The 26,170-nt window shown below is 52.4% G+C and carries 17 protein-coding genes and 3 pseudogenes; 10 read left to right on the top strand and 10 right to left on the bottom strand.

All coding sequences use genetic code 11. The features are described from left to right. Positions 1-52: 52 nt before the first annotated feature. The 3 genes and pseudogenes from ACZ9BB_RS03620 to ACZ9BB_RS03610 all read left to right on the top strand — a co-directional run bounded on the left by ACZ9BB_RS03620 (position 53) and on the right by ACZ9BB_RS03610 (position 5,546). Positions 53-412: a hypothetical protein gene (locus tag ACZ9BB_RS03620; RefSeq protein ID WP_476212576.1), complete on the top strand. Its 360-nt coding sequence runs from the start codon at positions 53-55 to the stop codon at positions 410-412. A gap of 86 nt (positions 413-498) precedes the next feature. Beyond that, positions 499-706 (top strand): annotated as a pseudogene (locus ACZ9BB_RS03615) (hypothetical protein). Between the two features lie 346 nt (positions 707-1,052). Beyond that, positions 1,053-5,546 carry an AAA family ATPase gene (locus ACZ9BB_RS03610; RefSeq protein WP_476212575.1) on the top strand — a complete coding sequence of 1,498 codons (4,494 nt, stop codon included), beginning with the start codon at positions 1,053-1,055 and terminating at the stop codon, positions 5,544-5,546. 153 nt (positions 5,547-5,699) lie between these two features. Here the strand turns inward: ACZ9BB_RS03610 and ACZ9BB_RS03605 are convergent, their stop codons facing one another. The 3 genes and pseudogenes from ACZ9BB_RS03605 to ACZ9BB_RS03595 form a co-directional block, all read right to left on the bottom strand. Then, on the bottom strand, positions 5,700-6,356 hold the full coding sequence (locus ACZ9BB_RS03605; RefSeq protein WP_476212574.1) for a hypothetical protein: 657 nt from the start codon (positions 6,354-6,356) through the stop codon (positions 5,700-5,702). Between the two features lie 217 nt (positions 6,357-6,573). Next, a pseudogene (locus tag ACZ9BB_RS03600) lies at positions 6,574-6,819 on the bottom strand (IS30 family transposase); the annotation flags it as partial. Position 6,820: 1 nt separating this feature from the next. Beyond that, positions 6,821-7,213 carry an SDR family NAD(P)-dependent oxidoreductase gene (locus ACZ9BB_RS03595; protein WP_476212573.1) on the bottom strand — a complete coding sequence of 131 codons (393 nt, stop codon included), beginning with the start codon at positions 7,211-7,213 and terminating at the stop codon, positions 6,821-6,823. A 461-nt stretch (positions 7,214-7,674) separates the two neighbouring features. Here ACZ9BB_RS03595 and ACZ9BB_RS03590 point away from each other — a divergent pair, with 461 nt between their 5' ends. The 4 genes from ACZ9BB_RS03590 to ACZ9BB_RS03575 all read left to right on the top strand — a co-directional run bounded on the left by ACZ9BB_RS03590 (position 7,675) and on the right by ACZ9BB_RS03575 (position 14,731). Further along, the gene (locus tag ACZ9BB_RS03590; RefSeq protein WP_476212572.1) at positions 7,675-9,297 is read left to right on the top strand and encodes a hypothetical protein; all 1,623 of its coding nucleotides are present in this window, start codon (positions 7,675-7,677) and stop codon (positions 9,295-9,297) included. Positions 9,298-9,406: 109 nt separating this feature from the next. After that, entirely contained in the window at positions 9,407-10,453 is a 1,047-nt protein-coding gene (locus tag ACZ9BB_RS03585) for a hypothetical protein (protein WP_476212571.1), read from the top strand. After that, the gene (locus ACZ9BB_RS03580) at positions 10,440-12,122 is read left to right on the top strand and encodes a hypothetical protein (RefSeq protein WP_476212570.1); all 1,683 of its coding nucleotides are present in this window, start codon (positions 10,440-10,442) and stop codon (positions 12,120-12,122) included. The genes ACZ9BB_RS03585 and ACZ9BB_RS03580 overlap by 14 nt, the downstream gene beginning before the upstream one ends. 2,339 nt (positions 12,123-14,461) lie before the next feature. After that, positions 14,462-14,731: a helix-turn-helix domain-containing protein gene (locus ACZ9BB_RS03575; RefSeq protein WP_476212569.1), complete on the top strand. Its 270-nt coding sequence runs from the start codon at positions 14,462-14,464 to the stop codon at positions 14,729-14,731. Positions 14,732-14,846: 115 nt separating this feature from the next. Here the strand turns inward: ACZ9BB_RS03575 and gmtX are convergent, their stop codons facing one another. The 4 genes from gmtX to gmtY all read right to left on the bottom strand — a co-directional run bounded on the left by gmtX (position 14,847) and on the right by gmtY (position 20,453). Continuing rightward, the gene (gmtX, locus tag ACZ9BB_RS03570) at positions 14,847-15,443 is read right to left on the bottom strand and encodes a gamma-mobile-trio protein GmtX (RefSeq protein ID WP_476212568.1); all 597 of its coding nucleotides are present in this window, start codon (positions 15,441-15,443) and stop codon (positions 14,847-14,849) included. Next, positions 15,440-18,619: a gamma-mobile-trio integrase GmtZ gene (gmtZ, locus tag ACZ9BB_RS03565; RefSeq protein ID WP_476218185.1), complete on the bottom strand. Its 3,180-nt coding sequence runs from the start codon at positions 18,617-18,619 to the stop codon at positions 15,440-15,442. Before gmtZ ends, gmtX begins: the two co-directional genes overlap by 4 nt. 6 nt (positions 18,620-18,625) lie before the next feature. Next, positions 18,626-18,811, bottom strand: coding sequence for an integrase repeat-containing protein (locus ACZ9BB_RS03560; protein ID WP_476218183.1), 186 nt, complete (start codon positions 18,809-18,811; stop codon positions 18,626-18,628). A 268-nt stretch (positions 18,812-19,079) separates the two neighbouring features. Then, a complete protein-coding gene (gmtY, locus tag ACZ9BB_RS03555; RefSeq protein WP_476212567.1) occupies positions 19,080-20,453 on the bottom strand; it encodes a gamma-mobile-trio recombinase GmtY in 1,374 nt (457 codons plus the stop codon). Between the two features lie 133 nt (positions 20,454-20,586). Here gmtY and greB point away from each other — a divergent pair. Then, a pseudogene (gene greB, locus ACZ9BB_RS03550) lies at positions 20,587-20,916 on the top strand (transcription elongation factor GreB); the annotation flags it as partial. A 16-nt stretch (positions 20,917-20,932) separates the two neighbouring features. Here greB and ACZ9BB_RS03545 read toward each other — a convergent pair. The 3 genes from ACZ9BB_RS03545 to ACZ9BB_RS03535 form a co-directional block, all read right to left on the bottom strand. Beyond that, a complete protein-coding gene (locus ACZ9BB_RS03545) occupies positions 20,933-21,241 on the bottom strand; it encodes a class I SAM-dependent methyltransferase (protein ID WP_476212566.1) in 309 nt (102 codons plus the stop codon). A gap of 260 nt (positions 21,242-21,501) precedes the next feature. After that, positions 21,502-21,936 carry a DoxX family protein gene (locus tag ACZ9BB_RS03540; protein ID WP_476212565.1) on the bottom strand — a complete coding sequence of 145 codons (435 nt, stop codon included), beginning with the start codon at positions 21,934-21,936 and terminating at the stop codon, positions 21,502-21,504. Positions 21,937-22,039: 103 nt separating this feature from the next. After that, positions 22,040-23,461, bottom strand: coding sequence for an MltF family protein (locus ACZ9BB_RS03535; RefSeq protein WP_476212564.1), 1,422 nt, complete (start codon positions 23,459-23,461; stop codon positions 22,040-22,042). Positions 23,462-23,696: 235 nt separating this feature from the next. Here ACZ9BB_RS03535 and ACZ9BB_RS03530 point away from each other — a divergent pair, with 235 nt between their 5' ends. Further along, positions 23,697-24,506 (top strand): TatD family hydrolase, encoded by an 810-nt coding sequence (locus ACZ9BB_RS03530; RefSeq protein WP_476212563.1) that lies wholly within the window; start codon positions 23,697-23,699, stop codon positions 24,504-24,506. 119 nt (positions 24,507-24,625) lie between these two features. Further along, positions 24,626-26,107, top strand: coding sequence for a methyl-accepting chemotaxis protein (locus ACZ9BB_RS03525; RefSeq protein ID WP_476212562.1), 1,482 nt, complete (start codon positions 24,626-24,628; stop codon positions 26,105-26,107). Positions 26,108-26,170 lie beyond the last annotated feature (63 nt).

The following is a 26,170-nucleotide window of genomic DNA, read 5'->3' as shown; positions in this document are numbered from 1 at the left end:
CTATTCAAGCAAGCGGTGTGTCTTTCAACCATAGAGGATCAAAGGGGGAAAAATGTTTCCTAAAAAGGGCAAAACTTTTCCAGACCGACAAGAGTATGCGTCGGGTTTGGCGGTAGCATTACAAAGTGAGTTGGGTTTAACGCACCAAGCCGTGAAGACTTTGATGAGATGGACAAACGCAAACGAGCGGACTGCCAAAAACTGGTTAAAAGGAACTTGTGGTCCTCGTGGGGAACATCTAGCCCGTCTTCTTCAGCACTCCGACGCCGCATTGGCAACTTTTCTTGAGATGGCCAAGCGAAACAGCGCAGTAATGCGCACCACGCTTCCTTCATTGAGAAGTGATCTGATGCGGGCGGTGAATGCAATTGACTGTTGTTTGTCCGCTGTGAACGAACTGGAGCCGGATTGACGTCGTTTTGATTTGGTTCTTATGGTCATCGGTGCGACTAATCTTCCAAAAATGTCATTACATCTGCACTCCAAGGATGAATCGCGATGCAAAACTCTGATCTGTTCCCTTCACTGCTTTTCAGTTCAATGAAAACCAACTCGCTCTGGAAGCGGCGATTCTGGAACTCACAAATTGGATTGAGCCGCGAGGATCAGGCGATGGCGCTGACAATGTGCGTGGCGCCTTGACTGTTGTCGACCGCAATGAGGAGTTATCAAGATGACACTTGCTGTGATGATGACGCCGGAGTGATTGCAATCGACCGCCACCGGCGGTTTTGGGTCGATTTTAGCCCTTCGCGACAGGCAGAATTCGGCCAATAGCGGTCACTCTATCTGTCTAAGAGTAGTGGGTGATTCAAGTTGACTGCCGTTTGATACTAATGCGTTGGCGTATTTCGCTTCGATTTTCAGACGCAAAAGAGCTACCTTTCATGTGAGGCCGCATTCGGTGAGCGTCAGACTCTATTGGTCCCGTGATCATCTCGCGGGCGAAGGTCTTCCATGTCTATTGCACTCTTAGGTAATCAATGAGTCTTGCCGGTATTCGATCAAATCGAGGGGATAGCTATCAGACACTGATCGCTATGCGATGGGCTATGACAATTCTTTCTGACGCCGAATACCAGTGGTTGGAAATTGATTCCACTCGTTGGTTGGTGGATGACGTTGTTGTCGGGAAGGCAGATGGATCTATCATTTGCTGCCAGTGTAAAAAGAATCAACCTGATTTCAGACCGTGGACAATCGCCGACCTCTCGAGCGAATTCGAAAAAGCCTCTCTGCTATTGGCGAGGGAGGCGAACGCAGAGGTGCATTTCTATTCCCGAGGTACGTTCGGTCTAGCTGCGAAGCTGCGAGAGCATTGTGTAACGCAGCCCGATCAGGAGAGCTACCGCGACAGTCTTACTGTCGAGCATACGACCACCGATAACTCTCTGAGCAATACCTTCAACGCCGCCGTATCTCTCACGACCTATGAATTTCTGCGTCGCACTACGTTCCATAACACAGAAGATTTCAGTGATCTTGAAGCGTCGTTGTTGGAGCGGTTGAGTCTTCTATCAACCAATGCGCAGACTGCCTATGTCGCACTTTGGCACCATCTCGATCAGTTGGGGTCGCGGATGGCCTCGCACGGGTCAAAGGCAGCATCTGTTCAGCACCGATTGACGAGGGCGGATCTTGTCGCTGTTCTGACGCAATCCGGATCGATGCTTGCGCCGCATATGGACGAGTCCGAAACTCGTGCTTCGCTCAACGGGGTGTCCGCAGTTGGACGGAGCTGGCGGCGAGACATAGGTGGAAAGAGGCTACAGAATCGTGTCGTTGAGGATTTGCTTTCTGCTATTTACAGCAGGAAGCGTTCAATCCTGCTCACCGGGATGCCAGGATCAGGAAAGACATGCACTCTTCTAGCTGTGCAAGAAGCTTTGGAGCTCCGAGCCAAGTGTGACAGTGCACTGGTTCCGATGTTCATCCAGTCTCGAGAGTTTGCCGATCTTGCGACTGCGAGGGATCGAGAAGCTCAGGGCTTATGCGAAGACTGGGTGGAGAGGGCAGCGCGGCTTGCCGAGAAGGCTCACGTTGTCATTGTTGTTGATTCTCTCGATGTGCTTTCAATTTCCCGGGAGCATGCAGCTCTCACGTATTTCTTGGCGCAGATTGACAGGCTTTTGTTGATCGAGAACGTGACCGTGCTAACGGCCTGTCGTGATTTTGACCGACGCTATGATCGCCGTCTCGCTACGCGGGTGTGGGAGTGTGAGCTGGCTTGCCAGCCTTTGGATTTGGACTGTGAAGTTTTGCCGCTGCTTCAGTCACTTGAAATTGACACTGCAGGAATCGATGGCCCGACGCGTGTACTCATCCGAAATCATCGAGATTTGGCAATATTCATTGAGCTTGCGCAGTTGGAGGGCGGATTTAGTGTTGTGACTAGCCAGGGGTTAGCACAGCGATACCTAGAGACTCTGGTTCGCGCGGATACGCGGTTAGGCGATGCCGCCGTTCAAGCAATCGAATCGGTCGCCGACGAGATGCTCAGAACTCGAAGCCTTACGATTCCCGCTCAGCGATTCAGCGGCTCTCAAAGTGTCCTGCGAGTACTCCTGAGCCACAATGTACTGCATCAAGCTCTGGATGGACGGGTGGGTTTCGGCCATCAAACGTTGCTAGACGTGCTAGTGATTAGCTCTGCCATTCGAAGGGGGATGACGTTGAATGGCTTCATCCAGAGCTTGTCACCTGCACCATTCGTAAGGCCAAGTATTCGTAGCTTTGTAGCACAACTGGCTATCGGTGATCGCCGAGTGTTCAGAGCTCAATTGCGCGCTGTTCTTATGGGGGGAAACCCGTTCCATGTGCGTCGTCTGGTTGCAGAGTCATTAGCGGATCGATTGCCTCATGATGATGATTGGCCGTTACTGCGTGATTTACGAAGAGACTGTAGCGATGTGTTTCAGGTTATCTATCTACAAGGTAAGACGCTTGAGTGGGGTCAGTTCTGGTTCAAATATTTGGTCCCTGTGCTGAGGGAGGAGCGAGATCAAGAAGCGCTGATGATGCTAATGCATCGGTGCTCTTTGTGGGCCAATCAGGCTCCATCTTTGGTTTTTCCATTTTGGACTGAACTACTAGAAGCGGACTGGATGGATCGAGGGCTTGTCGCAAGTAGGTTGGGATACTTGCTGTCTGAAGTAGCGCCAGATCATGCAATCCTTGTCGGAAAGCTGGTGGAGTCGTTGCTTCGTTTGCCTCTGCAAGAGCATAGTTGGCTTGGGCAATCCATCGTACGTTGCATTGACGCAGGTGTTTTCTCAGATGAAGCGCTGTGGATGTTCGTGACAGGACGCGTTACTGATGATGACATACTTGATCTTCATAAGATTGGCGAAAAGCTGACGTTGCAGGATTATGAGTTCGGTGGTCAATGCAAGAATTACCTGGCTGAGCGTTTGAAAGTTTCCCCAGAACTATTGAACCTCGCAGTCCAGTCTATAGAGGATTGGAGCCAGCTAAGAATAACTGAAATTGGAGAATGGGCCGCTGGTAGCTCGGGATTTTTGCGGAGTACTTCGTACAGTGCAATTCGAGAAAAGGGCGACGATCAACATGTTGATGCAGATGACTTGCTTCTAAGCGCAATAGAAGCTGCTGTGGTAAACCATGCGTCACTTGATTCGAAATGGTGGCGGGATAATCGAGAGCGGCTCTGTTTCAATCATGAAGGGGCATTGCGCTATTTTGGAATACTTTCGTGCAAAGGAGCTCCGAGTTGTAATGCCGATCTTTCAGTTCGATTGCTCTGTGAAAAAACGCTGGACGATTCTGAATTTGGCTACGAGCTAGGCTGTCTCGCCAAGGTTGCATTTGTTTATTTTGATTCCAACCAACAGAATACTGTAATGGCGGCAGTATTGGCCATTACCGAGTGTGATGATCAGGATGAGCGCGAGATTTTAAGACGGCAAAGTGTTCAGGCACGATTCGTCGCATGTATTCCATGCCATATGCGCCCACCTAATGCTCAGCTACTGCTCGAGGAAGTAGAAGTTCGAGAGGGCATTTTTATTGAGGCGCCACCAATTCAGGGTTGGAGCGGCATAGTTTCGGCACCTTTCCCATTTAGCGTCTTTCTTGAAACGAGTAATCATGGTGTGCTGCGGCTATTGAGGCACTACACCGGATATGAACGTAGGTTTGAAGAAGATTTGACCGGTGGAGAGTTTGAAGTCGCCTCGATGCTTCGAGAGGCGGCCTCTCGTGACCCTGATCGATTTTTTGGCATTATGTCGAAAAACTGGCCCGACATTTCGTCGGTTTTTCGCGATGCGATCATGAGCGGGGCTGCCAACTGCCTGGCTTATCTTCATGGGAATTTAAAAACTGAAAATTCCTGGGCTCCTATTCTCTCTGTCGATGTGGCTGCTTTGGCGGCAGCGGTCATCAATGAGCTTTCCAATCATTCTGAATACTGGGGGCAGAATCGCGCTGCATCAAGTGCTTTGAACGCATGTGCTCATGTAATTGCTGATATCGACCAGGTTCATCGGCATGTTGAATTGAGTGCGGATTTTTTGGAAATGCAAGAAGGAGCGGCTATCAGTGGCGATGGAGTTGGCCACCTTGAGGTTGGGATCAACATGACCCGTGGGCATATTGCTGAGGCGCTGGTGATTCTGGTAACCAACTTGACGGAGAGGCGCGTGCCGTTGCCCGACGCATTGTTGCGACTATTGCGCAATTTTGCTGATGAGGAAAATCCGGCAGTGAGTGCCGTGATTATTCGACGTTTGCCTTACCTACAGAGCCTTGACTCTGACGTAGGCTGGGATCTGTTCGATCGCTGCATGAAGGGGCGATCATCCGGGCTGTGGGGAACTGCAGAACCGTGCCTCTATTACGCTTACTACACAGATTTTGAGCGTGTATCCAAATGGCTGGGCCGGCTTCGGTTGGAAGGGAACGGTAAGGATCTCGAGACCTGGGGAAGAATATCCGCTCTGGCTGCCTTACCGGATCCTACTCGCACCTCTGAGCTACTGATTGATCTGACCGCCATTGATGAAGTGGCCGCATGGCATGGAGCTTCAGCCGTCTGGACGAACATCCAGAACTTCAATAGACATAGAAGTCAATGTATTGCCGGTCTTGAATATGGCCTCTCTGTAGGCGGGCATGCAGGCGCTGTAGTGCAGCGAATGAGCCAGCTATTTCATCGCGGGGTGACGGGCGTATCTTCTGATCTCGTACGTTGTTACTTCGCTGCTCGTGAGGCAAGCAGCAATAGTACAAATGCGCACATCTATGGTTTGGATGAATGGTTAAATGCTACAGCGCAAAGGGATCCCGCGGAAGCTCTTACGGTCGTCGAGCTGTACCTTGATTACATGCGAGAAAAGTCTACAAATATGTACGACCATGGTGGGAATTTCACTCAACTATTGACTTGTCTTTTTGCAGAAGCAGAAGAATGGGAAGAGATCGACGGCGGCGTGATGCTACAGCGTGTCGTTTCGGTGCAGGACGAGTTGTTGTCCCTTGGTGTATCTGGCATCAGTGATTGGCTGACGGCTGCAGAAAGGCCGTAGGACTAAAGGGGGCTGATTTGTTGTTCTGAAATAAATCATTCCCCTTTTTTCATCTGTTAATTCCATGTATTGAATATAGCGATTGTTTATTACGCTCACTAGACAGTAATGTGCAATAAGTCAGCGCTATTTTTCCTGGCTGTTGGCGAATACTCATTTGCGCAAGCCTACGAGATTGCGAAATTCGGATACATTTGCGATGTTACCTTTCAATGCTTGGCCGAGCGGCATGAGTAGCCTGTCCAAATCACCTAGTGTGATACCATCTTTCGCTAGCGCAGTGATGCGTTCAATGTAAAGATCGTATCCAGCCTTTGTTTTCGATCCACTGATGATAGCCTTCCATGTGCCGTCTCTCTTGAATAATAGGCCGTAGCAGATGTTCACCTGATCTGAAGTTAGCTTGGCATCTATTGCCAAAAGCGCACGGAGTGCGTGTTGATCGTAGATTGGGTTTTCGGGGTTCTGAAGATGTTTAGCAAATGCGTAAAAGACAGAGTCAGTACTCTTTGGCAAAGTTGAAGGGCTGCTGTAGTAAGCCACAAAAGACTTGTATATGTTCCATTTGCCCATCTTCCATAGCAAGGCCTCCGCCAGCGACTCGGGTGTCGAAAGTTTCGGGATAGCCCAGGGATAGTCAGAAGGTAGTGCTGGGAACAATTCGGCGTCGTACTTGTAACGATGCTCTGCAAGTTTGTTTGTAGCCGAACGAACCGCATTGGTATCAAATTTGTCTTCTTGGATGCAATTTTGCAAAGTGGCAACAATGGTTCCGAGTATTGACTTAAAGTCGTGAGCCAAACGAGCCATGTCTGCAAATCCTTTCGGTAGCTATACAGGTTTATTTCAAGAGTAACCTCTGGAAACACCTGTCACAATCTTCTAGATCACTGCTGTAGCGTTTAGCAGCTTTTACTCTCCAACTATCGGCCGGTGCCCGGTGGCTCTGTGTCATTCAATATCGTTCGCAGGTGACTGCTTTTGGCCGATTCGTGCCTGTCGCCACCGTCAGCTTTGGGTTGTGGATTCAACCGGTCGACGCAACAGATTGGCTAAATCGTTCAGCGGGCGTTTCGTAGTTTAGTGTTTTTCGAGGGCGGCTATTTAGCTGCCTTGCCACTTCATTGAGTGTGGCTTGCGAGTGATCCGCCAGGTCGGTTCCTTTCGGGAAGTACTGCCTTAACAACCCGTTGGTGTTCTCATTCGTTCCCCGCTGCCAGGGACGATGAGGATCGCAGAAGTAGACCGTGATGTCGGTAGCCACCGTAAAACGCTTACAACCCTGAGCAGGCGTGGCCACCATCGACAATGATTTCCGCCCCGGTCATGCCTCGGCCCGCCCCAGAGGCCAGCAACAACAGGGCACCATCGAGGTCGCTCGCGGAACAGAATCTGCGGCTGGGAATGCGCGCCCGCAGGCGCTCACCGGCCTCGCTGCCAAGAAACGCCTCATTGATTTCCGTGGCGATGTAACCAGGCGCAATCGAATTCACGCGGATGCCGTATTGGGCCAGCTCCAACACAAGGGAGCGGGTCAGCTGACTCAGCCCGGCCTTGGCCGCCGAGTAAGGCCCAACACCTCCGCCTACCCGGCTGGCCAGGATCGACGTGATGTTGATCCCGTATCTTTGTTGTTCGCGGGCAATTTGGTTTGTCACAAGGGACATCAAGAGTAAAAAGCCTACCGCGTCGCACCAGGCTTCTGTTGGGCGCCGCGTTCTCACCTTTGGTCAGCAGTATTGGTCAAGCAAACCATCGCTCCAGCCCGTCGTACCCCATCCCAACGTATTGCCCAAGATTGGATCGACAAGTGGATTGCGCCCGGCGTCGGTCAGGGCGTAAGGGAGCAATACCCTCTTGGCTCAAGATCAGATCCATCGCATCGCTCGGTTCATCCCACATCGTTCCTGGTGTGAAGGTTCAGCGAGCCCACCAGCTCCTGTCGAAGGCGGCAACCCACTCCATTGCATGCAGCCTTGGGTATCGGCCGGTCCTCTACCCACGGACCAGTGTTCCTCATGTGTTCACGACCGATTTTCTGATCACGCAGGTGGAAAGTCCTTACCTTGCCAGATTGTGTGTTGGTACTAGTCTTGGCTACACGCGCGTTCACACTCAGGGTGGAGTTATGCCAACGAAGACAATGACGACCAATGGCCAGGATCCGCAGGAGCTGGAAAACTACTACTTGGACTCCGCGAGTGGGTCGTTCAGTGACAAGACGCGGAGCAAACTTGCCGACGTCGCTCGCATCCTGGACGCCGCGGTGACTGAAAGCCCCGACAATGGACTAGTTCTCCACTTCCACGGCGGGCTCAACTCGCGCGATTACGCCCTCAGCGACATCGTCCCTCGGCTCACGACACGCTACTTGGCGGACGCGAAGGCTTACCCACTGTTTTTTGTTTGGGAGTCTGGTCTCAAGGAGGCGCTTCTCAATAACAAACTGGAACTGCTTAAGGATCCCACGTTCCGTGAACTGGTTAAGAAGGTGACCGAGTGGACCCTAAAAAGGACCACGGTGACTGGCGACCTTGTGGTTAGAGGTTCCGGCGGCACTTTCGTCAGTGGCACAGAAGAAGAGTTCCGAGGGCAGTTCGACGCCTTCTTCAACGAAAACCCGCAGCAACCCTCCCCTCCAGTGCCTGACGAGGGCTCTACAGCCGGGGGGGGTCCCACTGTAGTGAGGACCTCATTTCCCGGAAACCTTGAGCTCGAGCTTGTGACGGCAATTACGACGCAACTTGAGGCCCGGACCGATCCAGACTTCAACCTTGCAATTGGCAAGGCCTACAACGCCCTTGTCACGCCCGCTGAGGTTTCGACGAAGGGAGCGGCGACGGGAACCCCCGAGCGCGCCGACGGAGTGTTGCTGAGCGAGGCGGCGATTAACGAGATGTTCCCGCCAGAGCCGGGAAGCACAACGAGGGGATTGTTCACCTGGATTGGTGTAGCGAAGTTCGTGGCCAAGCTTGTCTTGGCGGTCGTGGCTCGCTATCGAAACCACCGTGACCACGGCCTGTACTGCACGGTTATCGAGGAGCTGTTGCGAAGTGCGTTCCTCGACCTGGTGGGAAGTAATGTCTGGAACCAAATGAAGAATGACACGGCGGACAGCTTTAAGCCTGGTGCGTTCTGTGGCACCGCGGTCGTTGGGAAGCTGAAGGCACTTCAGGATGACAACAAAGGCTTCAAGAAACTGACGCTCGTTGGCCACAGCACAGGGGCCATTTACATCTGTAACTTCCTCGATGCTGCTAAGAAGGCGGCGCTAACCTTTGACAAGGTCCAGGTAATCTTCTTGGCGCCCGCGGTAACCTGCTCTCGATTTTCGGCCGCAATTAAGGAGCACCGTAACGGCTTCTTGACCAATTTCCGGATGTTTGCGATGCGCAATGAGCGCGAAAGCCAGGACAAACTCGTCCCTATCCTCTACACCCGCAGTCTCCTGTACTTAGTCTCCGGGCTGCTGGAGGGCCAGGTCACTGCCGGTAAATGGGAAGGCATTGTGGATATGCCCCTAGTGGGAATGGAACGGTTCTTTCTCGCTCCGCTCAAAGGCAAGTTCGTCGATGGCGAAGCCGAAGCTATTCAGACCGTGCTTACCTTCTTGCAGGGTGCACCCAACCGTACGGTGTGGTCACCTTCGCTGGACGTTGGTGCCGGGCTGAACAGCAACTCTGCATCCCACGGTGATTTCGACAACGATGAGACTACATTGAAGTCGGTCACTCATCTGATTACCACATAGGAGTACGGATGTGGCCGAAAATGATTGTGCCGTTTTAGTTGGGATAGCACGGTACTTTGAGTCATCGACCTATCCGCCACTTGAAGGCCCCGTGCATGATGTGGCGAGTATGTACGAGTGGTTGCTCAGCACATCTGGCGGCGATGTGCCTGAAGCCAACATACACAGGGTAGTGACTGAAGCGAAACTGCTTGCTAATCCAAATCCGCAACCAGACGACTTCAAACCAGACGAATGGAAGCCGAGCCTCGCATCCATTACCGAGGAGGTTTTCAGCGTAATTTTTGACAGGCATAGGCGGTTCATCCGGCGACCGAACGGTCGCCTTTATCTCTATTTCTCGGGACATGGATTCACAAATGCGAAGGTCGGGAGCGGCGCCGCCCTGTTTACCGCGGAGGCGGGGGGAGATGACCACGCCAACCTTGGAGGGACACTTTGTACTGAGGCACTCGCCAACATGCGTGTCTTCGGGCAGATTGTCCTCATCATGGACTGCTGTCGTGACGAGTTGAGCGTGTCCCCGTACGGCCGACTAAACCTTACTGATGCGGAGGCGGACGGCGCGCAGCGCGTGCCTAGGTTGGAGATATACGCTGGGCCAAAGGGTGTTAGAGCCCAGGAAGGCGCGTTGTACCCTGGGGGCCCAATCGCGGGCTACTTGACGAATGCCGTGCTCAGAGCGCTTCGAGAGGCGCCTCCCAATGTGGTCGGCCAAATCTCCGCCAATCGGCTGAATGAGTACATTACCTATAATTGGAGCAGCTTGGTTCCTGCTGGTAGCGAGCCTCCAAAGCCCCGTATCCATCCACCTTTTACTGACCAGGCGGTCATGTACTTCCCATCCGGCCGACAGGAGCTCGTCGACCAAGAGTTCAGCGTCCCTGTTGATCGAAGTCCGGATTTCAAGCTGTGGATACAGTCTGTGGCGCCGAATTGGGAGTTACCGAGAAATCTGGGTATGTTTACCGACAAAATCGTCACATGGGTAGGCTCGGATCCTCCAATCGATATCGAACTATCGCAGCCAAACGATGCGGGACGGCAGACCTTCACCCTGCGCCTTTTGGCCATTCCACATGAATGGCAGATGAATGTGCCAGGTCGAACAACCCCATCGATATTCACCCCAGGAGGTGACCGTGTCGACCTCTGACTCATCATTCGAGCCGATATCAGTTCACTTGACCATTACTACAGAGGATGGAGCGTCTGAACTCCTGCTTTTGAATGGGGCATACAACCAGGTGGGTCAGGGCATCGGCTCACTCAGCGCCGATGTAGCTCCGGGTGCGTACCATGTCCGCCAGCGAATCGGAGATACGGAATTCATTGAGCAAATTGACATTCGGCCAGAGGACGGCCCCACGACGCTAACCCTCAAACCCCTCGACTTCCCGTCTCCTGCGCCCATCATCGGCACCTCGACATTTCCCAAGGCGAACGCCGAGGATTGGAAGAAACCGGCGGCGCTAGTGGGCAGACCTGGTATCCGTATTGCCATCCGGACTCCCGGAGAAATGTCGTCCCCGCCCTCAATCGCCATATTGGAACATTTGCGGGCGGAGACGAAGCGCCTACGCATCGAAACCATGGACGGTGACCTTGTCTGTGACTTCAAGCACAGCTCAGGGCCTGGAAACCTAAAAGATTCCGCGCTGTTCATTCAGGACGTAGCCGTTCAACCTGGCCATTACGTGCTGGTGCAGTCCATCTATGGCAGACGGCAGCTCTGTCTGTCGCTGATTGTTCACCCCGACTGGTCCCCGCGTATCTACCTTCTCTGCCTGCGAAACCAAGAGGGCAAGGATCGCGATTCCTACCTACCAGTCAGCCTTGACGACGCATCCATCATTTACTGGCCCAGCTGCATCCCCGAAAGTCCCACTCAGTCGGACCTGATTCGCCTGGAGGCCGCGCGCCAAGCTCTGGCTAGCGATCGAAGCGTTGGCGGTTTTACCGGAGGGGCGGCGGAGGACGCAGTTGTTCGCGAGCCCATGCTGTCGTTGCTTGACGCATACCTTCTACTGAAGGACATGCGCTTGTCCGAGGTTCCACAGGTTTTGACCGTCATCAATGCTGCTGCCGGCGCGCTTAGTGAGGAGTTTCCGGATGTCATTGCTTTGCGATACGGTTTCTGGACGGCTCTGCGGTCTATCGAGCGAAGCCAGGGACCATCTAACCTGGAGCCCCCAAGAACCCCAGGTCCGCTAAACGGCCCTCCCTTGTTGGCGCACAGTTGGCGGCACCTACTGAATTGTGCCCAAACTAGTGCCGAACTATCAGCCATCATGCCCTCAGAATTCATTCCTGAGGACTCGCGTACTTGGTTCGTATGGTCTGAGAAGAATGGGGCTCGAGGAAAACGAACCGCGCATCGTGGGTTACCGAGTGCAGTCGAAGACGTTAAGGCGCCAGAGGAGGACGATATGGCGTTACGTATCGCGCAAGCCGCCCTGGTTGCACTCATGGAGACAGGTGCTGTTCAAGGCTGGGTGGGTCAACTTGTCAAGGTTGCGCGGCGCCACTCAGGGGAGCCAGGTTTCGAGACGCTGGACCCCATACTAATCCAGCTTATTGATGGTCTCTCGACTATTCAGAATCCGCTCCTTCAGACCGCCTACGGGAGGGAAGAACTCGCCCGGCGTTTGCTCTTGAGCTTGAACCTACCGACCGATAGGCTCAAGGACCTCCTGAAGATGCTCAATACGGCCCTTACAAAAGAGGGCCTGATGCGCGGGAAGGCATCTCAGTTGATTCGGGTGTTCAGTACTTACTTGCTGCAGAAGTTAGGAAAAGGTGGCGGCGCACCGCCCATTGACTAACGCCCAAAATCACCTCGACCCAGTGGGACGATCAGCAACATTGCTAAGGCGTAGCCTAGCATTCGGCGTACGGAAGGTCAGAGTCAATGCGACATTGCCCACCTGACGGGGGACGAGATGAAATCGGATCGGCCACTCTGCCAAGCACAGTTGATGGACGGTAGGCCATGCCAAAATTCTGCTCAATCAGCGCCGACATGACCGAGTTTAGCGCTGGAGCGTGTTCGTGCCTGGGAACCGGGAGTTTACCATAAATGCCGTTATTCGCAGTCACGTTCGCTTACCTGCCTTGACTCGGCTTCGCAGTCGGACAGTATCGGCTGCGGGATCGAATCAGTGAGACATAAATCCTGGGGAAATGCCTGCCGGCTACCCCCCCGATAGAGTTCGACAGTGCTGTCTGCGTCAGCGATGTTTCGATCCGACATCCGCTGTGTCAGGGGCAGGGCCCCACCGCCCGCTCCCATTTTCGTGGCTATGGTTGGCATTGAGTCAGCACTTAGTCACCCTGTAATTTGAAACGCTCGCCCTTCAGCACCAGGAAGTTGGCCGCAAATTCGGCCTTCAAGGAGGCAGCATGTCACCAAAGAAAATCGAGGTTTACCGCGGTTCGGAAAGACACGCGCGGGCACCAGAAAGTGCGGACGGAATCCATCTCCAAATCGAACCCCCAGCAATGAGCGGGTCCGCAACAGACACGTATCTTGATTGCCTCGAAGTCTTGAACCGTGTTTTTTCGGCGCTCTTCACCAGGCTTCGCCTAGCTCAGAGCAGCCTACATCAGGCAGCAGCCTTTCAGGCACGCTGAGCCCTCTCACCTTGTTCAGAGAGGCAATCATGCTCGCTGATGCGAGGCAATTGATCCTACAAGACGGTGACTGGGTAGCTTCGGCGGCTTTGTCCCAACTCACCGGACTCGAGCCAGCAGCGCTCGCAGCGAGTCTTCTGACTTAATCATGACCGCCCGGCAACCCCGCACTTGGGGTGGCAGCCCAGCCTGCGATAACGGTAGCAAGCCCTGGTTACCAACAGACGCTAGATCGCGGAAACAGCCGAGCAACATCGCACGGCTGAGACTGGTCAAAACGATATCTACCACCGGCCATGGACTGAGGATTGCCGCCTATTGAGCCGGCATGAAGCTCTTCGGTCGGCCCAAAGTGCGCGAGCTGAACGAATGGATCGCGATGATCTACGCTGGCTTTGCCATCCTTTCCTCGTGCTCCTTCAATCCTCACTAACTCGGCAATCGTCCATTGACCTACGTGGATTACGATTTCAATGGCTTAGTGAGTCGCGCTGAAAGGTTTGGCTATCGCACTGAATGTTCTGTCACATCGGATTTGGTCGGCCTAATTTTTTTTCCCTCAACTTGTGGCTTACACGAGCCGCCAGCCAGACGCCCAGTCGGCTCAAAACTTCTGCCAAATACCAAAGCAGCATCGAGGAATCTGTGGGCATCTTTTTTTGATCTCTTCGCCAGCGTGCGCCTGGCTTCGGCTTCGAACTGAGCCTGCAATGACCATCTGTGGTTTATGACCTTACGTCGTCCTTTCATCATGACCTCTGACAGGAGCTTCAAACACGCCACTCCGGTTCTCAATGCAACCTCAAAAAACGGAAGATAGGTAGCCGATCAACGACATGGATGGTCGGCGACCAAAGGGAATGCGACACTCAAAATATTGCTATAGCATATAGTTTTTTTCCCTTTAGCCAATGGGCTCCTCCTGGGGCACGACATCGGAGCGCTTAGTGATAATCCTTTTTGACCCCAAGCAAAAAGAGACAAGAACGTGGACTCATTGCGAAATAGAGGGACTTTGTTTCATTGCTACGATCACATCGGTTAGAACCGGCCAACGGAATCGCGCTGCGATGGTTGAGTGTGCGTATGAGCTACGGCACTACCTTCTAACAGCCAAGGATGTTGTGGTCAGGCACGTCCACATGATGTGTCCACCTTCCATAAGTGGACGCAGCGCCTGGGCTTTAGAAGAGCTTGAAAGCATTGTGGCGTTCACTGGGGTGGACAACGACCAAAGCGCTGTTCTCTATCGGACATCGATTGCCAGCTACAAGCTCGGAGACCTGGATCTTCGAAGGAAAAAGCATTCTCGAGTTTTGTACTCCACACGCCACCTAAAGCAGCATTTCCCGGGAGCTTCCGACACACAGCATGAGTACAAGTCCCCTCAGATGCTCTCTCCTTTATGGGTACGCTGAACAGCGATCCGCACAGAAAAAACTATTTAATCGGAGAAAAATGCAAATATCGCTATAGCGTATAGCTCTTTATCCCGCGGCAAGGCTTTATCGTGCCTTTTGCGGGCCAGCAAATGGATCTCAAAGAATCGTTCGGATTTACCGTCAAATCTATACGTCGCGCCAAAGGGCTTCCCCAAATTGCTGTTGGCATGAATCAGGGATACATCAGCGAACTCGAAAATGGCCAGAAAACTCCGACGCTGCCCAAAATGGCTGCTATCGCAAAAAATCTAGGGATTCATCCCCTGACGCTTCTTGCGGCGGTCTATAGCAACATGGGGCCGGAGGACTCAAATCAGCTTTTAGCCAGGATTAATAGCGAGCTCGAGAGCCTCAAGTAGAGGACTTAGAGAAACCGCACTGTGCTTACCCATGCCCGAGAGCAGGTCACGCCTCTCACATTGACCTCAAAGCTTTCCCTTTGGGAAGCTTTGCTTGCCGCGCGTGTCGCCGATATCAGAGGTGATTTAGGATTTTCGTGAGCGCATCCAGCGTCCCAGGCTTGAATACAATCTTTCCTTGCTCATCGACAATCGCCCCTTTACCTCCTCGCTTGAGATGCCATGTTGTCAAGAACTCTTCCGACATCAGATGTTCAATCGCTCGTCGCTCCACGGGGGTCAGAGTACATTCCATCTGACTGCCACCTCTATCATCAATGCGAATTTCCAGCCCTGGTGGTATGAGCTCTCTACAGATCCGTTCTGCTTCCGCTAGCTTGGAAAGTGTGATGTTTACCATGAGCCGCAATCTCGGGTTCTCTATCTCGTCAACCCACGCATCAGGGGTCTTTGCTTTGGGGACGCGCTTGCGCGCCCCGCTGCTTTCCTCGAAACACTTGATCAATATTCTGTAGTTTTCACCAGTTTTGTTACGGATGCTTTGCACCTTCGGAACGCCGCGTCCTACTCCCATGCGCGCGATGGTGGCGAAAGTAAAATCAGAGACTTTCCGCTCAATCTGCTCTCGACATACGTTAAACACAGCATCTAGCGTCATAGATTGCCTAGGCGCTTTCTCCTTTAAGTGAGCTAACATCTGTTCGGGAGTCATCCCCATATCTCCTTAAAATCCAGTAACTGTGGAGTCTTCGAAGTCATCAATTCAGAAAATTCTTCCTTCGAAATTCTCTCATCGTCACTTAAGTCATCCAAAAGAATGTGGCCGCATATTAACTGATTGACACGTTCCCAAGTCTTCAATCGATGCAGCAAAAACTTCGTCACCTGGTTCCCCACGATGAGCTGTTCACTCTCACTAAGACTAAGCATAACCGGTCGCATTTTGTTGAACTGCACCATACGGTCAATCATCTGTGAGCGACGAGGGGTAGCTAAATCAGCAGAGGCAGACTGAAATATACTTGCATTTACACATACTTCATTCAATTGCTGAAATAAAGTTGTCTCCTCAATCTCGGCCTTTATTTCATTTTGGAAATGAACAACAAGCTGAACTTGACCATTATCTTTACCTGCACTATCTGCAATTAGTGCCTTACATTCATTAATCTGCTTGGTAAGCATCTGTAAATCACAAAAAAACATATCCATTTTTTTGGCAACGCTTTCCTTTTCTGACTGAAGCTTTCTCATCTCTCGCTCAATGCGGTTTCGCTCTCCGCTATCGAAAACACCACCAGCTTTTTCCAAATCATACTCAATCTCATCCTCCACCTTAATTTTGTCGAGGCATTCGCCAATTTCGCGCTCAAACGTCAAATAATGTTCCGATAAAAACTTAATACTTAGGGAGATTTCATTCCATAGTGAAAGCATTCCTCCGAGAAACATAGGCCCAGTAATAAAATGTCGACACCGGACACAATTTTGCATGCCCAAATATCCCGCAGGCACCGCAACCCATATTTTTGTGCCGGCTATGTTTGGACCACCATCCTCGCACCGTGCAGCGGCATAGGGACATAAGCCATAATCACGAACTAACGTACTACCCACGTTTCCTGCTTTCAGCACCTGTAATGCTTGCCCACTATTGGCGACCAATTCGTGCACAAGTTCATCAAGCCGATTTTGCTCAAGCATTTCTTGAGCTGTATAAGCTTGATCTCGTAACGCTAATTTCTCTCCCTCATCCATTCGCCGACGCAAGTACGCAGCACCGACCTTTACGTAATATATGCTCATAACGACGGACGCATGCCCAGCAAGCTTCATAATAACTTCAATCGGAAGGCCAAATTCCATTACATAGGCAGTAATGAGACTGACACGCATGCTATGCGGGGTATACTTGGACTCGTAACGGTATAATGCGCTAGGACTACCTCCTTTAAATGTTGCTAAGCTTAGACTCTTGGGCTGGGTAAAATATAAAGCCGCAGCCAGACGTTCACTAAGCCGTGCACAGTAGTTGGGAGGTTCTTCCTCCTTGAACGCTCTAAATAGAAAACAATTAGCACCCTTTCGTTTAAGCTGTACCTCATTCAAATTTGTACGTGTGCATTCAACCCAAGGCATAATTCGATTGATGGGATTGTATTTCTCCTGCCACTTTCGCAGTTTAACCATCCAAAAAATAAGCTTTTCTGGAACCCACGCCACATCGTAACCCTCTCCCATGAAGGTAGTTTTATTCGAGGTGAAATGCATTCCCCAAGCCTCATCGTCACAGCGCTGAATAAACGCCTCCTGATTATTACGCTGGGATAGTGAGTTCTTATTTTTAATCCATATAAATTTTTCATCTCTAACGTCTACAACGTAATCATCTGACTCACCAGAATCATTATAAGCAATTTGACGGCCTCGGGCAGGAATTGAGACAAGTGTATAGGCATGCATCCAAAAACCAGGGTACCATAGCAGATACTTATCGCCGTGCATTTTAAAAACACAATCAGGATCAAAACGATCAATTAAAGATTCATCAACTTCAAAGTAATCAGAGTCAAACTGATGCAACGCTGTCAAGTCCGAAAAACTAGAAGCGTTTTCTGGAGTGATCCACTTCTTCATCGTATCGACATATTGAAATGCTAACGCAGCCTTTGTCGTTTCGCTCGGTGCAGGAGACTCCTCACCCTTATACTCCATCGTTGTAAATGGGTTGTTTGCTCCATCTACCCGCACCAACTCTCCAGTATCTTCATCTTCAATAGTTAGTTCACTCCTCAAAACCTCGTTCAAAAATGCATTAACTGTCAACAATAGACTACGACCACCCCCCCTTCTTACTTGATTATTTACCAATACTTTGAAAGGTTTGACATCTATACCTTTTCTTGTAAGAAAGTCACGAGGTGTGTTACCTAAATCATAAGGCTCGATGAACAAACGAACGAACTGACAAATGAGAAATTCTTTTGCAGGCTGACCTCTCTGCTGTTTTAAAAAACTTTGAATACTCGGAATCCAGCCAACCCCACATCCCTGAATAAACTCCAGTGTGTATGGCTCCGGTTTATCCAAAAAAATATGCCAATTCTTCCATTGTGAATATACCTCCTCGGGAGAGCTGGGCATTCGAGGATCCTGAAGCTTAGCCATCAACTCTCGGTACTCTTTAATCGTAGTACAACCGTGCGAGTTTACGAGCTCTTGAAGATCCTCATACCTGTAGGGACGTGGTATACTACATAGGTCATACCAATCAACCCAGTCTTCAGAAAACATTCGCTCCGGGTGCGCAGGCAGGAAAGTATAATCTTTACGGATACTTTTATATGCAGCGCTACTTTTGATCCCCAGAATTTTGACCGCGCATCGGACGTCCTCCAAACAATTATATTTATCTGGTAACAAAAAAGCGCCCCACCCTGGAAAATCCTTATATGTCGACCCAGGACTTCTTGGTAGCTGCTTATCAACCGAGCAACCACTTCTGTATTCAGGCCCAGTGGTAAATCGATATTGTGCAGCTGCAGCTTTGGCTTCCTGCCAAGTCAAATATTTCCTCCCATATGGAAAGCTCGAACTACTTCCTGTTGCACTTGGCCAACCACGCCAATCTTTCTTATAAACGACGGATGGAGTCGATGGAAGCTTAGGATCTTCTTTGTAACGAGCTATGTATTGAGGACCAGTAGTGATGCCGAGACCTCGTATTACCGACAAAAACTCCTCATACGTATCATATTTCCCTTTGCCTATTCTTGGACTATTGTCGACCTTCAAAAAAAATGACCAACCTCGCCATTCATCTGCATAATGTCTAGTGGGAATGCTAGGCAATAAGGGATCCACGTGATAGCCTGATAAGTACTCAATGCTTTTTTAAAATCCAATTCGAATGGCTGCCTCAGATGCCTCTTTCATGGTGGCGTATCGTTGCGACTTAGTCAGACCACTAAAAATAGCAGTCCCATCATAATCTTCACCATATTGGGCACGAAGGCTACTCGGAAGCATCGGGTCTTCTTTATAACGAGCCTTATACTCTTCAACAGTTCTGATACCCATCTGATTAACGGAATCACAAGCCTCTGAGAATGTACAATAGTACTTGCTCACACCAATATAATGATCCCACCCTAAATATTCCTCGCCGTATACCTTAGCTGGCGCCCTAGGTAAGCCAGGATACTCTTTGCATCTAGATTTATAGTTGCGAAATGATGTAACTCCCATTTTCGATACAATTTTTGAGGCCTCGGCATAGCTCAGATATGTTATTATCCACACCACCTCCTCCAATCAGGATCAAGAGTTAGTATTTGCTACACCCAATTCACCCTAATGAATATCGACTATTTTTTTCAGCATGCTCTAAACAAGCTCTAATCTCCTCATTGGTCTGCTCCATATAAACCAGACATGAGTCCGGGTGCTGGTGATGCATTGCCTTTTGAATTTCGATTTGTTTCATTCCATATGCATGCAATCTAAACCCGTAAGCATGCCTATGACCATGTTCCGTGGTTCCCATGTACTTCTCATGCTCTAAACCTATTCGATTAACAGCATTTTTATGCTGCCGTGAAAAATTCTTTAGTGTTTCAGGCTCCCCTTTGCTATTTGTAAAAGCATAGGGATGATCTGAGTCAGCTGGAGCAGCTACTCTTTGATACTTTAAGTAACTTTCAAATGTATATAGAAATTCTTTCGCCTTCGCAACAGGTGAAAAGACAACTTGAAAATACTTCTCAGCGGAGTCATTCAATAACGGTGCTTTCCATCCGGCGTGCAATGCCCTAGACTTTGGATATTCAAGCCTCGGCACTAACCTATATTTACGAAGCAAAAATTCTCGCCGAGTCTTGTATCGTTTATCAGGAGATGCTCCAAATACAGGATGATGTATTCTAACCACTGCTTCATCGTGCTTACGATCGACGATGATATCCTCCATATAAAGCTGGAATGCCTCACTTTTTCTAATACCTCCGTAATGCATTAGTAATGTAAGCGCCCTCCCCTTATAATCGATTAAGTCATGCTTCGTGGCATTTATATCTGCAGCTCGGCGCACCCAACCATTGACTAATAAATTATGAATCTCATGTTCAGGAAATCTTTTCGTAGCCCGCCCGCTTGACCTCGGCGCGCTACTTGTTCGAACACTCCTTACTTGCTCATTTTTTTCCGCGGCCTCTTTTGGATCGCTCAAGTGTGATAAGAAGACTCGATCTTCTTTATTGTAATAAGCACACCAATTCATCCTCTCCTCTGCGGTACTCGCTTTGCGGAATGGATTTGCGCGCTTGGTGTTGTATTCCGGACGATCAGCTAACCAGTCAGTGTATTTACTGAGATGGAATAAAAGCGTTCGGAAGTCCTCTGGCTTTCTCGATAACCAGTACAAACCACTTGGATCTACCAGCGACCTTGTATTGATCGTCCCGAGTTCGATGGCTTGGGCGAAGGCAGATAAAAGCTCTCGTGTGTCCTGAAACCGATATTCGTTTGCGTTGATATATTGGATTAGTAGCTTGACCGCGAACGCACTGCGCTCTTTCCAAGACATGCTCTTGGCTTGCTCGCTTACCAGATACCTTAGGTGCGAAATCAAAACACCGCCTTGCGTCAACACACCCGGCAACAGTACCTCACGCCCTGTTTCGTCGTTTCGGTAGAGAACCTTCAGGTTGGTTACGTAGGCCATTGTCTCGGAAGCCTCACAGTATGTAGTATTTATTATGCAGATCTAACATTGAGGCTAGTGCTGATTTCCAAAATATCCAGCCCTCTTTTGGTGGTTTATCAAGGAAATAGTATGATTTGGGCAGGAGTGCTAATACACCTACGGCAAAAAGATGCTGCGCGAGATCGACAGCCGTGTGCGCTTCCTCACCAAACGGCTGGAAGCCCTCAAGGTAGTCAGCGAAAAGCCCAGCGACCCGAACAAGGTTTACTTTGGCGCGTGGGTCACGATCGAAGACGAGGACGGCAAAGAGTCACGCTATCGCATCGTCGGCCCGGATGAGCTGGACTTGAAACAAGGCCTGATCAGCATCGACTCACCGCTGGCCCGCGCCTTGATCGGTAAGGCACTGGATGCCGAAGTGCGAGTGCAGACGCCAACCGGTGAACAGTGCGTGTATATCGTGGCAATCGAGTATCTCTGAGCCAGCGCTCTGAGCCTCAACGGCGGGTAATCAACCCTTGGCGCGCAACGCGGGTCAGTTGCCTGATCACTTCAGGCGCGTCCTCGGCGCTTGGCGCCTGAATCACCGCCAGATCGAAGCTGTCGTTGGCGAACCTGGCCAGTGATTCGCCGTCCTCGACAAACTGAATCAGAAAAGCTGCAGGCCCGCCGGTACGACGTGGCCAGCCATCGAGGTAACGCAAAAGCGTCGGCTGATGTTTACCGCCAAGCAGGATTTTTGGATTGCGCTGGGTGAGATGTGCCGTGATCGGCGCGGGGCGTACAACGGGGCTTAATGCATTCATCGTGTCGTGTCTCTGCCTCAAAAGTCTGCATGGCAGGTGAGAGGCAACACCGAACCAGCGCTTTAGCGGTATTTCGAAGCCTGTTCCAGACTTCTATCGGCAACTGGATGAGTTACCTGGCGCCCCGCAAGTAGCTGTTTAAATCGGCGCATGAGCAGCATCCTAGAGAAGCTGACCGGACAGTGTCAAGAATCACGCATCACAAAAAAGGCCTGCACAGTGCGTTGCACAATGCAGGCCTTTTCGTTGAACCAGAGCGGTCAGTCGGTGATGGCGCGGTCTACCGAGAGCTTGCCTGCACCTTCGATCAGTACCGCAAGGCTGCCGCCGAGCAAGGCCAGGGCGAATTCATAACCGTTGTTGGCCATGAACAGACCGTTGCTGATATGCACCGAGAAAATCGCGACCAGCGACAGGAAGGTCAGCCCCAACGCCGCCGGGCGTGCCAGCAGGCCGATGATCAGCGCCAGACCGCCGAAGAATTCAGTACCACCGGCCAGAATCGCCATCAGGTGACCGGGTGCCAATCCAATGCTTTCCATGTACTGCGCGGTGCCGGCAATGCCGTAGCCGCCGAATGCCCCGAAGAGTTTCTGTGAGCCGTGGGCCGCGAAGATGATGCCGACGAAAATTCGCAGAATCGTCAGACCGTAGCCTGCGCGGGTAGACAGTACCTTGTTGATCAGTGTGCTCATGCTGTGTCATCCATTGTGAGAGTGTGTTGGTTGGTCGCCATATTAATCGGTTTATCTCATGTTAAAAGCGCAAAAAACGCACCATAACAATCAGATTAGTCGATCATTTCCGTAAGGCAACTTTCTGCCCCTGGGGCTCCAACGACTCCCGCTCCCGATCGAACGCCAGGTAATACTTGTTCACGCTATTAACATAGCTGACAGCCCCCATTCCCACCTGCTCCATGGCAATGCGCTCGACCTGGAAAAACCACTGATTAGGATTCAAGCCCCGCCGCCTAGCCTCGGCGCGCATACCCTGGACCCGTTCCGGCCCCATGTTGTAGGCCGCGAGCACGAACGCCATGCGCTCGCGCTCGTTGAGTTTGGGGCTGGCAAAGAATTTGCGGCGGATCATCGCCAGGTACTTGGCGCCGGCCTGCACATTGGCATCGAGATTCTGAATGTCACTGACGCCAACCCGTTGGGCGGCGGATGGTGTTATTTGCATCAGGCCGGTGGGCCCGCTGCCGCTTCTGGCGTTGGGTTGCAACGCCGACTCCTTGAAGGCCAGCGCCGCCAGGTTCAGCCAGTCCATGTCTTGGGCTTGCGCGTGTTTTTGCAGCACCGGCCGAAGTTTTTCCAGACGCTGCCGATCGGCCTTGGCCAAGGGATAGTGCACTTGGTACAGGCGCCGATAGATCCGCAGGAACGCTGCGTCCTGATCCGACGGTTTCTTGTAGGTGGTCAGGAAGCGATCGATGCTTGCGCGCAGCATTGAGGCGTCGCGGCGCACGAACCAGAACTCCTCGCCCGGCTCGCTGATGAGAACCTGTCGATCGAAGCGCAACTTGGTCAGGATCTTGCCCCAGCGCTCGGCAATCGGTTGCTCGACGATCGTCAGATGAAAGATCCCGCCCTGGACCATTTCCAGCACATCTTCGACCGCCAGGCTTGGATCAACCCATTCAATCTTCACCGGTGGCAGCTTGTGCAGCGCAAGTTTCTGATTGATCTGACTGACCGCATCCCCGGCCGCACTCCCGGTGGGCAGCGCCAGGGTTTTGCCCGAGAGTTGTTCGAGACGGGTGTAACGTCTTTCACCTTTGATCCCCACCAACAGCAACGGCACGTTGCTGGCAATCGGTTCACTGGTGCTGACCGCGTGACCCGATTGCGGATCGAGCAATTCCCCGGGCGCAACCAGATCACCCTCCCCGCGCTGCAACGCGCCGAGCAGTTGATCCTTGGCTTTGGGGATGATCTTGAGGGTAATTTCCTGGCCATCACGGGCCTGGCCATTGAGGTATTGCTCGAACGCGCGCAGGCGATGGTATTCGACGCCGATGGCCTGGCCCTGGACTTCGCCGGAGCTGTTGCGGCTCTGGTTGACCAGCACCCGCAGTACACGGCTACTGCGAATCTCCGCCAAGTCGCGAACCTTGGCTGCCGGCACGGCCTGCAACGGCCCGGCCAGACGCGCAACCGCCGGCATCGGCAGCAGCAACGAACAACACAGCAGTAACAAAACCGAGGGACGTATCATCCACTCTCCGGAAAGAATACTGGCCGACTCATGGAAAATTTCATGACATCGAGCGACAGAAACAGAGCGCCTGAAGCGCTGATAAAGTGCGAGAGAGTGGCACAATGATGGCAAGCCTACCAACCCAACCTGTCTCGCGGCCTCAACAGACAGCTTTAACTCGTTGTAGTTCTTGGTTTTTTTTATATGCCTACAGCTCTGATATGCTTTCCGGCCTTTGGTCCGAGGTAGCACCATGCAACTCATCGATATCGGCGTCAACCTGACCAACCCCAGTTTCGCCGACAAACACCAGGCTGTACTCGACCGAGCCTATGCTGCCGGGGTCTGCCAATTGGTGCTCACCGGGACCAGCATCGAGGGCAGCGAACAGGCGCTGGAACTGTGCCAACAACTGGACGAAAGCACTCAACGGCTGTTCGCCACGGCCGGCATTCACCCGCACTCGGCCAGCGACTGGAACGCCGACAGCGCTCAGCGGCTGCGCAGTTTGCTCAAGGAGCCGAATGTGGTGGCCGTGGGTGAATGCGGGCTCGATTTCAATCGAGATTTTTCGCCCCGCCCACAACAGGAAAAGGTTCTTGAAGAACATCTGGCGCTGGCGGTCGAGTTGCAGTTGCCGGTGTTCCTGCATGAGCGCGACGCCAGTCAACGGCTGCTGGAGATCCTGCGTGATTACCGCGATCAATTGCCCGCGGCCGTGGTGCACTGCTTCACTGGTGAAAAGAAGGCGCTGTTCAGCTATCTCGACCTGGATTTGCACATCGGCATCACTGGCTGGATCTGCGACGAGCGCCGGGGCACGCACCTGCATCCGTTGGTCAAAGAGATTAAACGCGGGCGCTTGATGCTGGAGAGCGATGCGCCGTATCTACTGCCGCGCAGTTTGCGACCAAAGCCGAAGAATGGGCGCAACGAGCCGGCGTATCTGACCGAAGTGTTGCGTGAGGTGGCGTTGCATCGCGGGGAAACCCAGGAAGACCTGGCCGCCCACAGCACCGCCTGCGCACGGGCGTTCTTCGGCCTGCCCTCGATCATTCAATAAACCTGCATCCCCTGTGGGAGTGGTGTTGCCCATTGATCCATATCAAGAGTCGGCCCCCTGAGTAGCGGCACACTAATGGCACCTTGCCAAAACTGTTTCCGCTATCAGAGAAGACCTCCATGGGTGCCTGGCTTAGCAATATCTCGCTGAAATACAAATTCTGGGCGGTCAACGCCGTCGCCTTTGTCACTACCCTGTTGCTGGTGCTGTACGCCGTGCAGCTCGAGCAACAGGTCCGCAGCCAAGACTCCCGGGCTTCGGTCCAGGCCCAGGCGCGCTTGCTCAATGCCTGGCCTGCCGGGCAGTCGCTGCCCAAGGCCGACAACCTGCTGACCTTCAGTCGCGGGCAGGCGCCGTTGTTGAACCAGCAACCGCTGCTGGAGCTGACCGATGCCAACGGCTGGGTCGAGATCAACGCCATGCCACTGTTCGGTGAAAACCCGTTGATGGGCGCCGAGGTGTTGACTCGCCCCGACGGCCAACAGATCGCGGTGGTTGCCTATGGCCCAAGCCTGAGCCAAGTGTTCGGCGAACGCTTCACCCACTACGCGGTAGCGGTGTTCATCCTGATGCTGGCGATGCTCGGCGCCTCGCAACTGTTGATCCGCTTCCTGCTCAGCCAGCTCAACACCTTGAAAGACGTGATGCTCCATGTCGAGAAAACCGGTGATCTATCGGCCCGCGTGCCGCTGGCCTGCGAGGATGAAGTCGGGCAAATGGCCAACGCTTTCAACGCCATGCAGGCCGGTTACCAACGGGTGGTCAACACCGTCGCCAACACCGCGCGGCAACTGGATGTCGGTGCCGCGCGGCTGGCCTCGAGCATGAACGAAGTGCGCCACGGCATGCTCGGTCAGCAAAGCGAAACCGATCAGGCCGCCACGGCAATCAACGAAATGACCGCCACGGTCCATCACATCGCCCAACACGCCGGCGCCACCCGCGACCTCTCGCAAACCGCCGACACCCTGGCCGGTAGCGGCCAGGAAGTGGTCACTCGGGTACAGAAGTCGATTGGCGGGTTGTCCACCGGCGTGCAGCAAACGGCCGAGATGATTCAGCGTCTGGCCGAAGACAGCCAGAAGATCAACGGCGTGGTCAGCGTGATCCACAGCATCGCCGAACAAACCAACCTGCTGGCCCTGAACGCGGCCATCGAAGCGGCCCGGGCGGGTGAAATGGGCCGAGGTTTTGCGGTGGTCGCCGATGAAGTGCGCAACCTGGCCAAACGCGTCCAGACGTCTACCGACGAGATCACCACCATGGTTTCCGCGCTGCAGGCCGGCACTCGGGACGCGGTGGATTTCATGCAGGAAAGTTCGTACAAGGCCGACGACTGCATGCAACAAGCCCAGGAGGCCAGTGTGGCCCTGGCCGAAATCACCAGCGCGGTGGCGCAAATGCGCGAAAGCAATACGCAGATCGCGGTGGCGGCCGAGCAGCAGAGCCATGTGGCAGAAGAAATGAATCGGGCGGTAGTGAGTATTCGCGACGTCACCGAAAACACTGTGCAGCAGACCGTGAATTCGGCGATCACCAGTAATGAGCTGGCGATGCTGGCAGGGGAATTGAGCAAGGCCATTGGGCAGCTCAAGCTTTGAGGGCCCTATCGCCAGCAGCCCGGTCAACATCAATATTGCCCATGACCCCTATCACTTCGATAG

The organism is Pseudomonas sp. TE3552, assembly GCF_056278945.1.
This window is presented reverse-complemented; position numbering and strand designations above follow the sequence as displayed.

What these genes read in the sequence shown, in the direction of transcription:
- ACZ9BB_RS03620 (WP_476212576.1), top strand. Translation starts at nt 53, where the DNA reads ATGTTTCCTAAAAAGGGCAAAACTTTTCCAGACCGACAAGAGTATGCG.
- ACZ9BB_RS03610 (WP_476212575.1), top strand. Translation starts at nt 1,053, where the DNA reads ATGACAATTCTTTCTGACGCCGAATACCAGTGGTTGGAAATTGATTCC.
- ACZ9BB_RS03605 (WP_476212574.1), bottom strand. Translation starts at nt 6,356, where the DNA reads ATGGCTCGTTTGGCTCACGACTTTAAGTCAATACTCGGAACCATTGTT.
- ACZ9BB_RS03595 (WP_476212573.1), bottom strand. Translation starts at nt 7,213, where the DNA reads ATGTCCCTTGTGACAAACCAAATTGCCCGCGAACAACAAAGATACGGG.
- ACZ9BB_RS03590 (WP_476212572.1), top strand. Translation starts at nt 7,675, where the DNA reads ATGCCAACGAAGACAATGACGACCAATGGCCAGGATCCGCAGGAGCTG.
- ACZ9BB_RS03585 (WP_476212571.1), top strand. Translation starts at nt 9,407, where the DNA reads ATGTACGAGTGGTTGCTCAGCACATCTGGCGGCGATGTGCCTGAAGCC.
- ACZ9BB_RS03575 (WP_476212569.1), top strand. Translation starts at nt 14,462, where the DNA reads ATGGATCTCAAAGAATCGTTCGGATTTACCGTCAAATCTATACGTCGC.
- gmtX (WP_476212568.1), bottom strand. Translation starts at nt 15,443, where the DNA reads ATGACTCCCGAACAGATGTTAGCTCACTTAAAGGAGAAAGCGCCTAGG.
- ACZ9BB_RS03560 (WP_476218183.1), bottom strand. Translation starts at nt 18,811, where the DNA reads ATGGGTATCAGAACTGTTGAAGAGTATAAGGCTCGTTATAAAGAAGAC.
- gmtY (WP_476212567.1), bottom strand. Translation starts at nt 20,453, where the DNA reads ATGGCCTACGTAACCAACCTGAAGGTTCTCTACCGAAACGACGAAACA.
- ACZ9BB_RS03545 (WP_476212566.1), bottom strand. Translation starts at nt 21,241, where the DNA reads ATGAATGCATTAAGCCCCGTTGTACGCCCCGCGCCGATCACGGCACAT.
- ACZ9BB_RS03540 (WP_476212565.1), bottom strand. Translation starts at nt 21,936, where the DNA reads ATGAGCACACTGATCAACAAGGTACTGTCTACCCGCGCAGGCTACGGT.
- ACZ9BB_RS03535 (WP_476212564.1), bottom strand. Translation starts at nt 23,461, where the DNA reads ATGATACGTCCCTCGGTTTTGTTACTGCTGTGTTGTTCGTTGCTGCTG.
- ACZ9BB_RS03530 (WP_476212563.1), top strand. Translation starts at nt 23,697, where the DNA reads ATGCAACTCATCGATATCGGCGTCAACCTGACCAACCCCAGTTTCGCC.
- ACZ9BB_RS03525 (WP_476212562.1), top strand. Translation starts at nt 24,626, where the DNA reads ATGGGTGCCTGGCTTAGCAATATCTCGCTGAAATACAAATTCTGGGCG.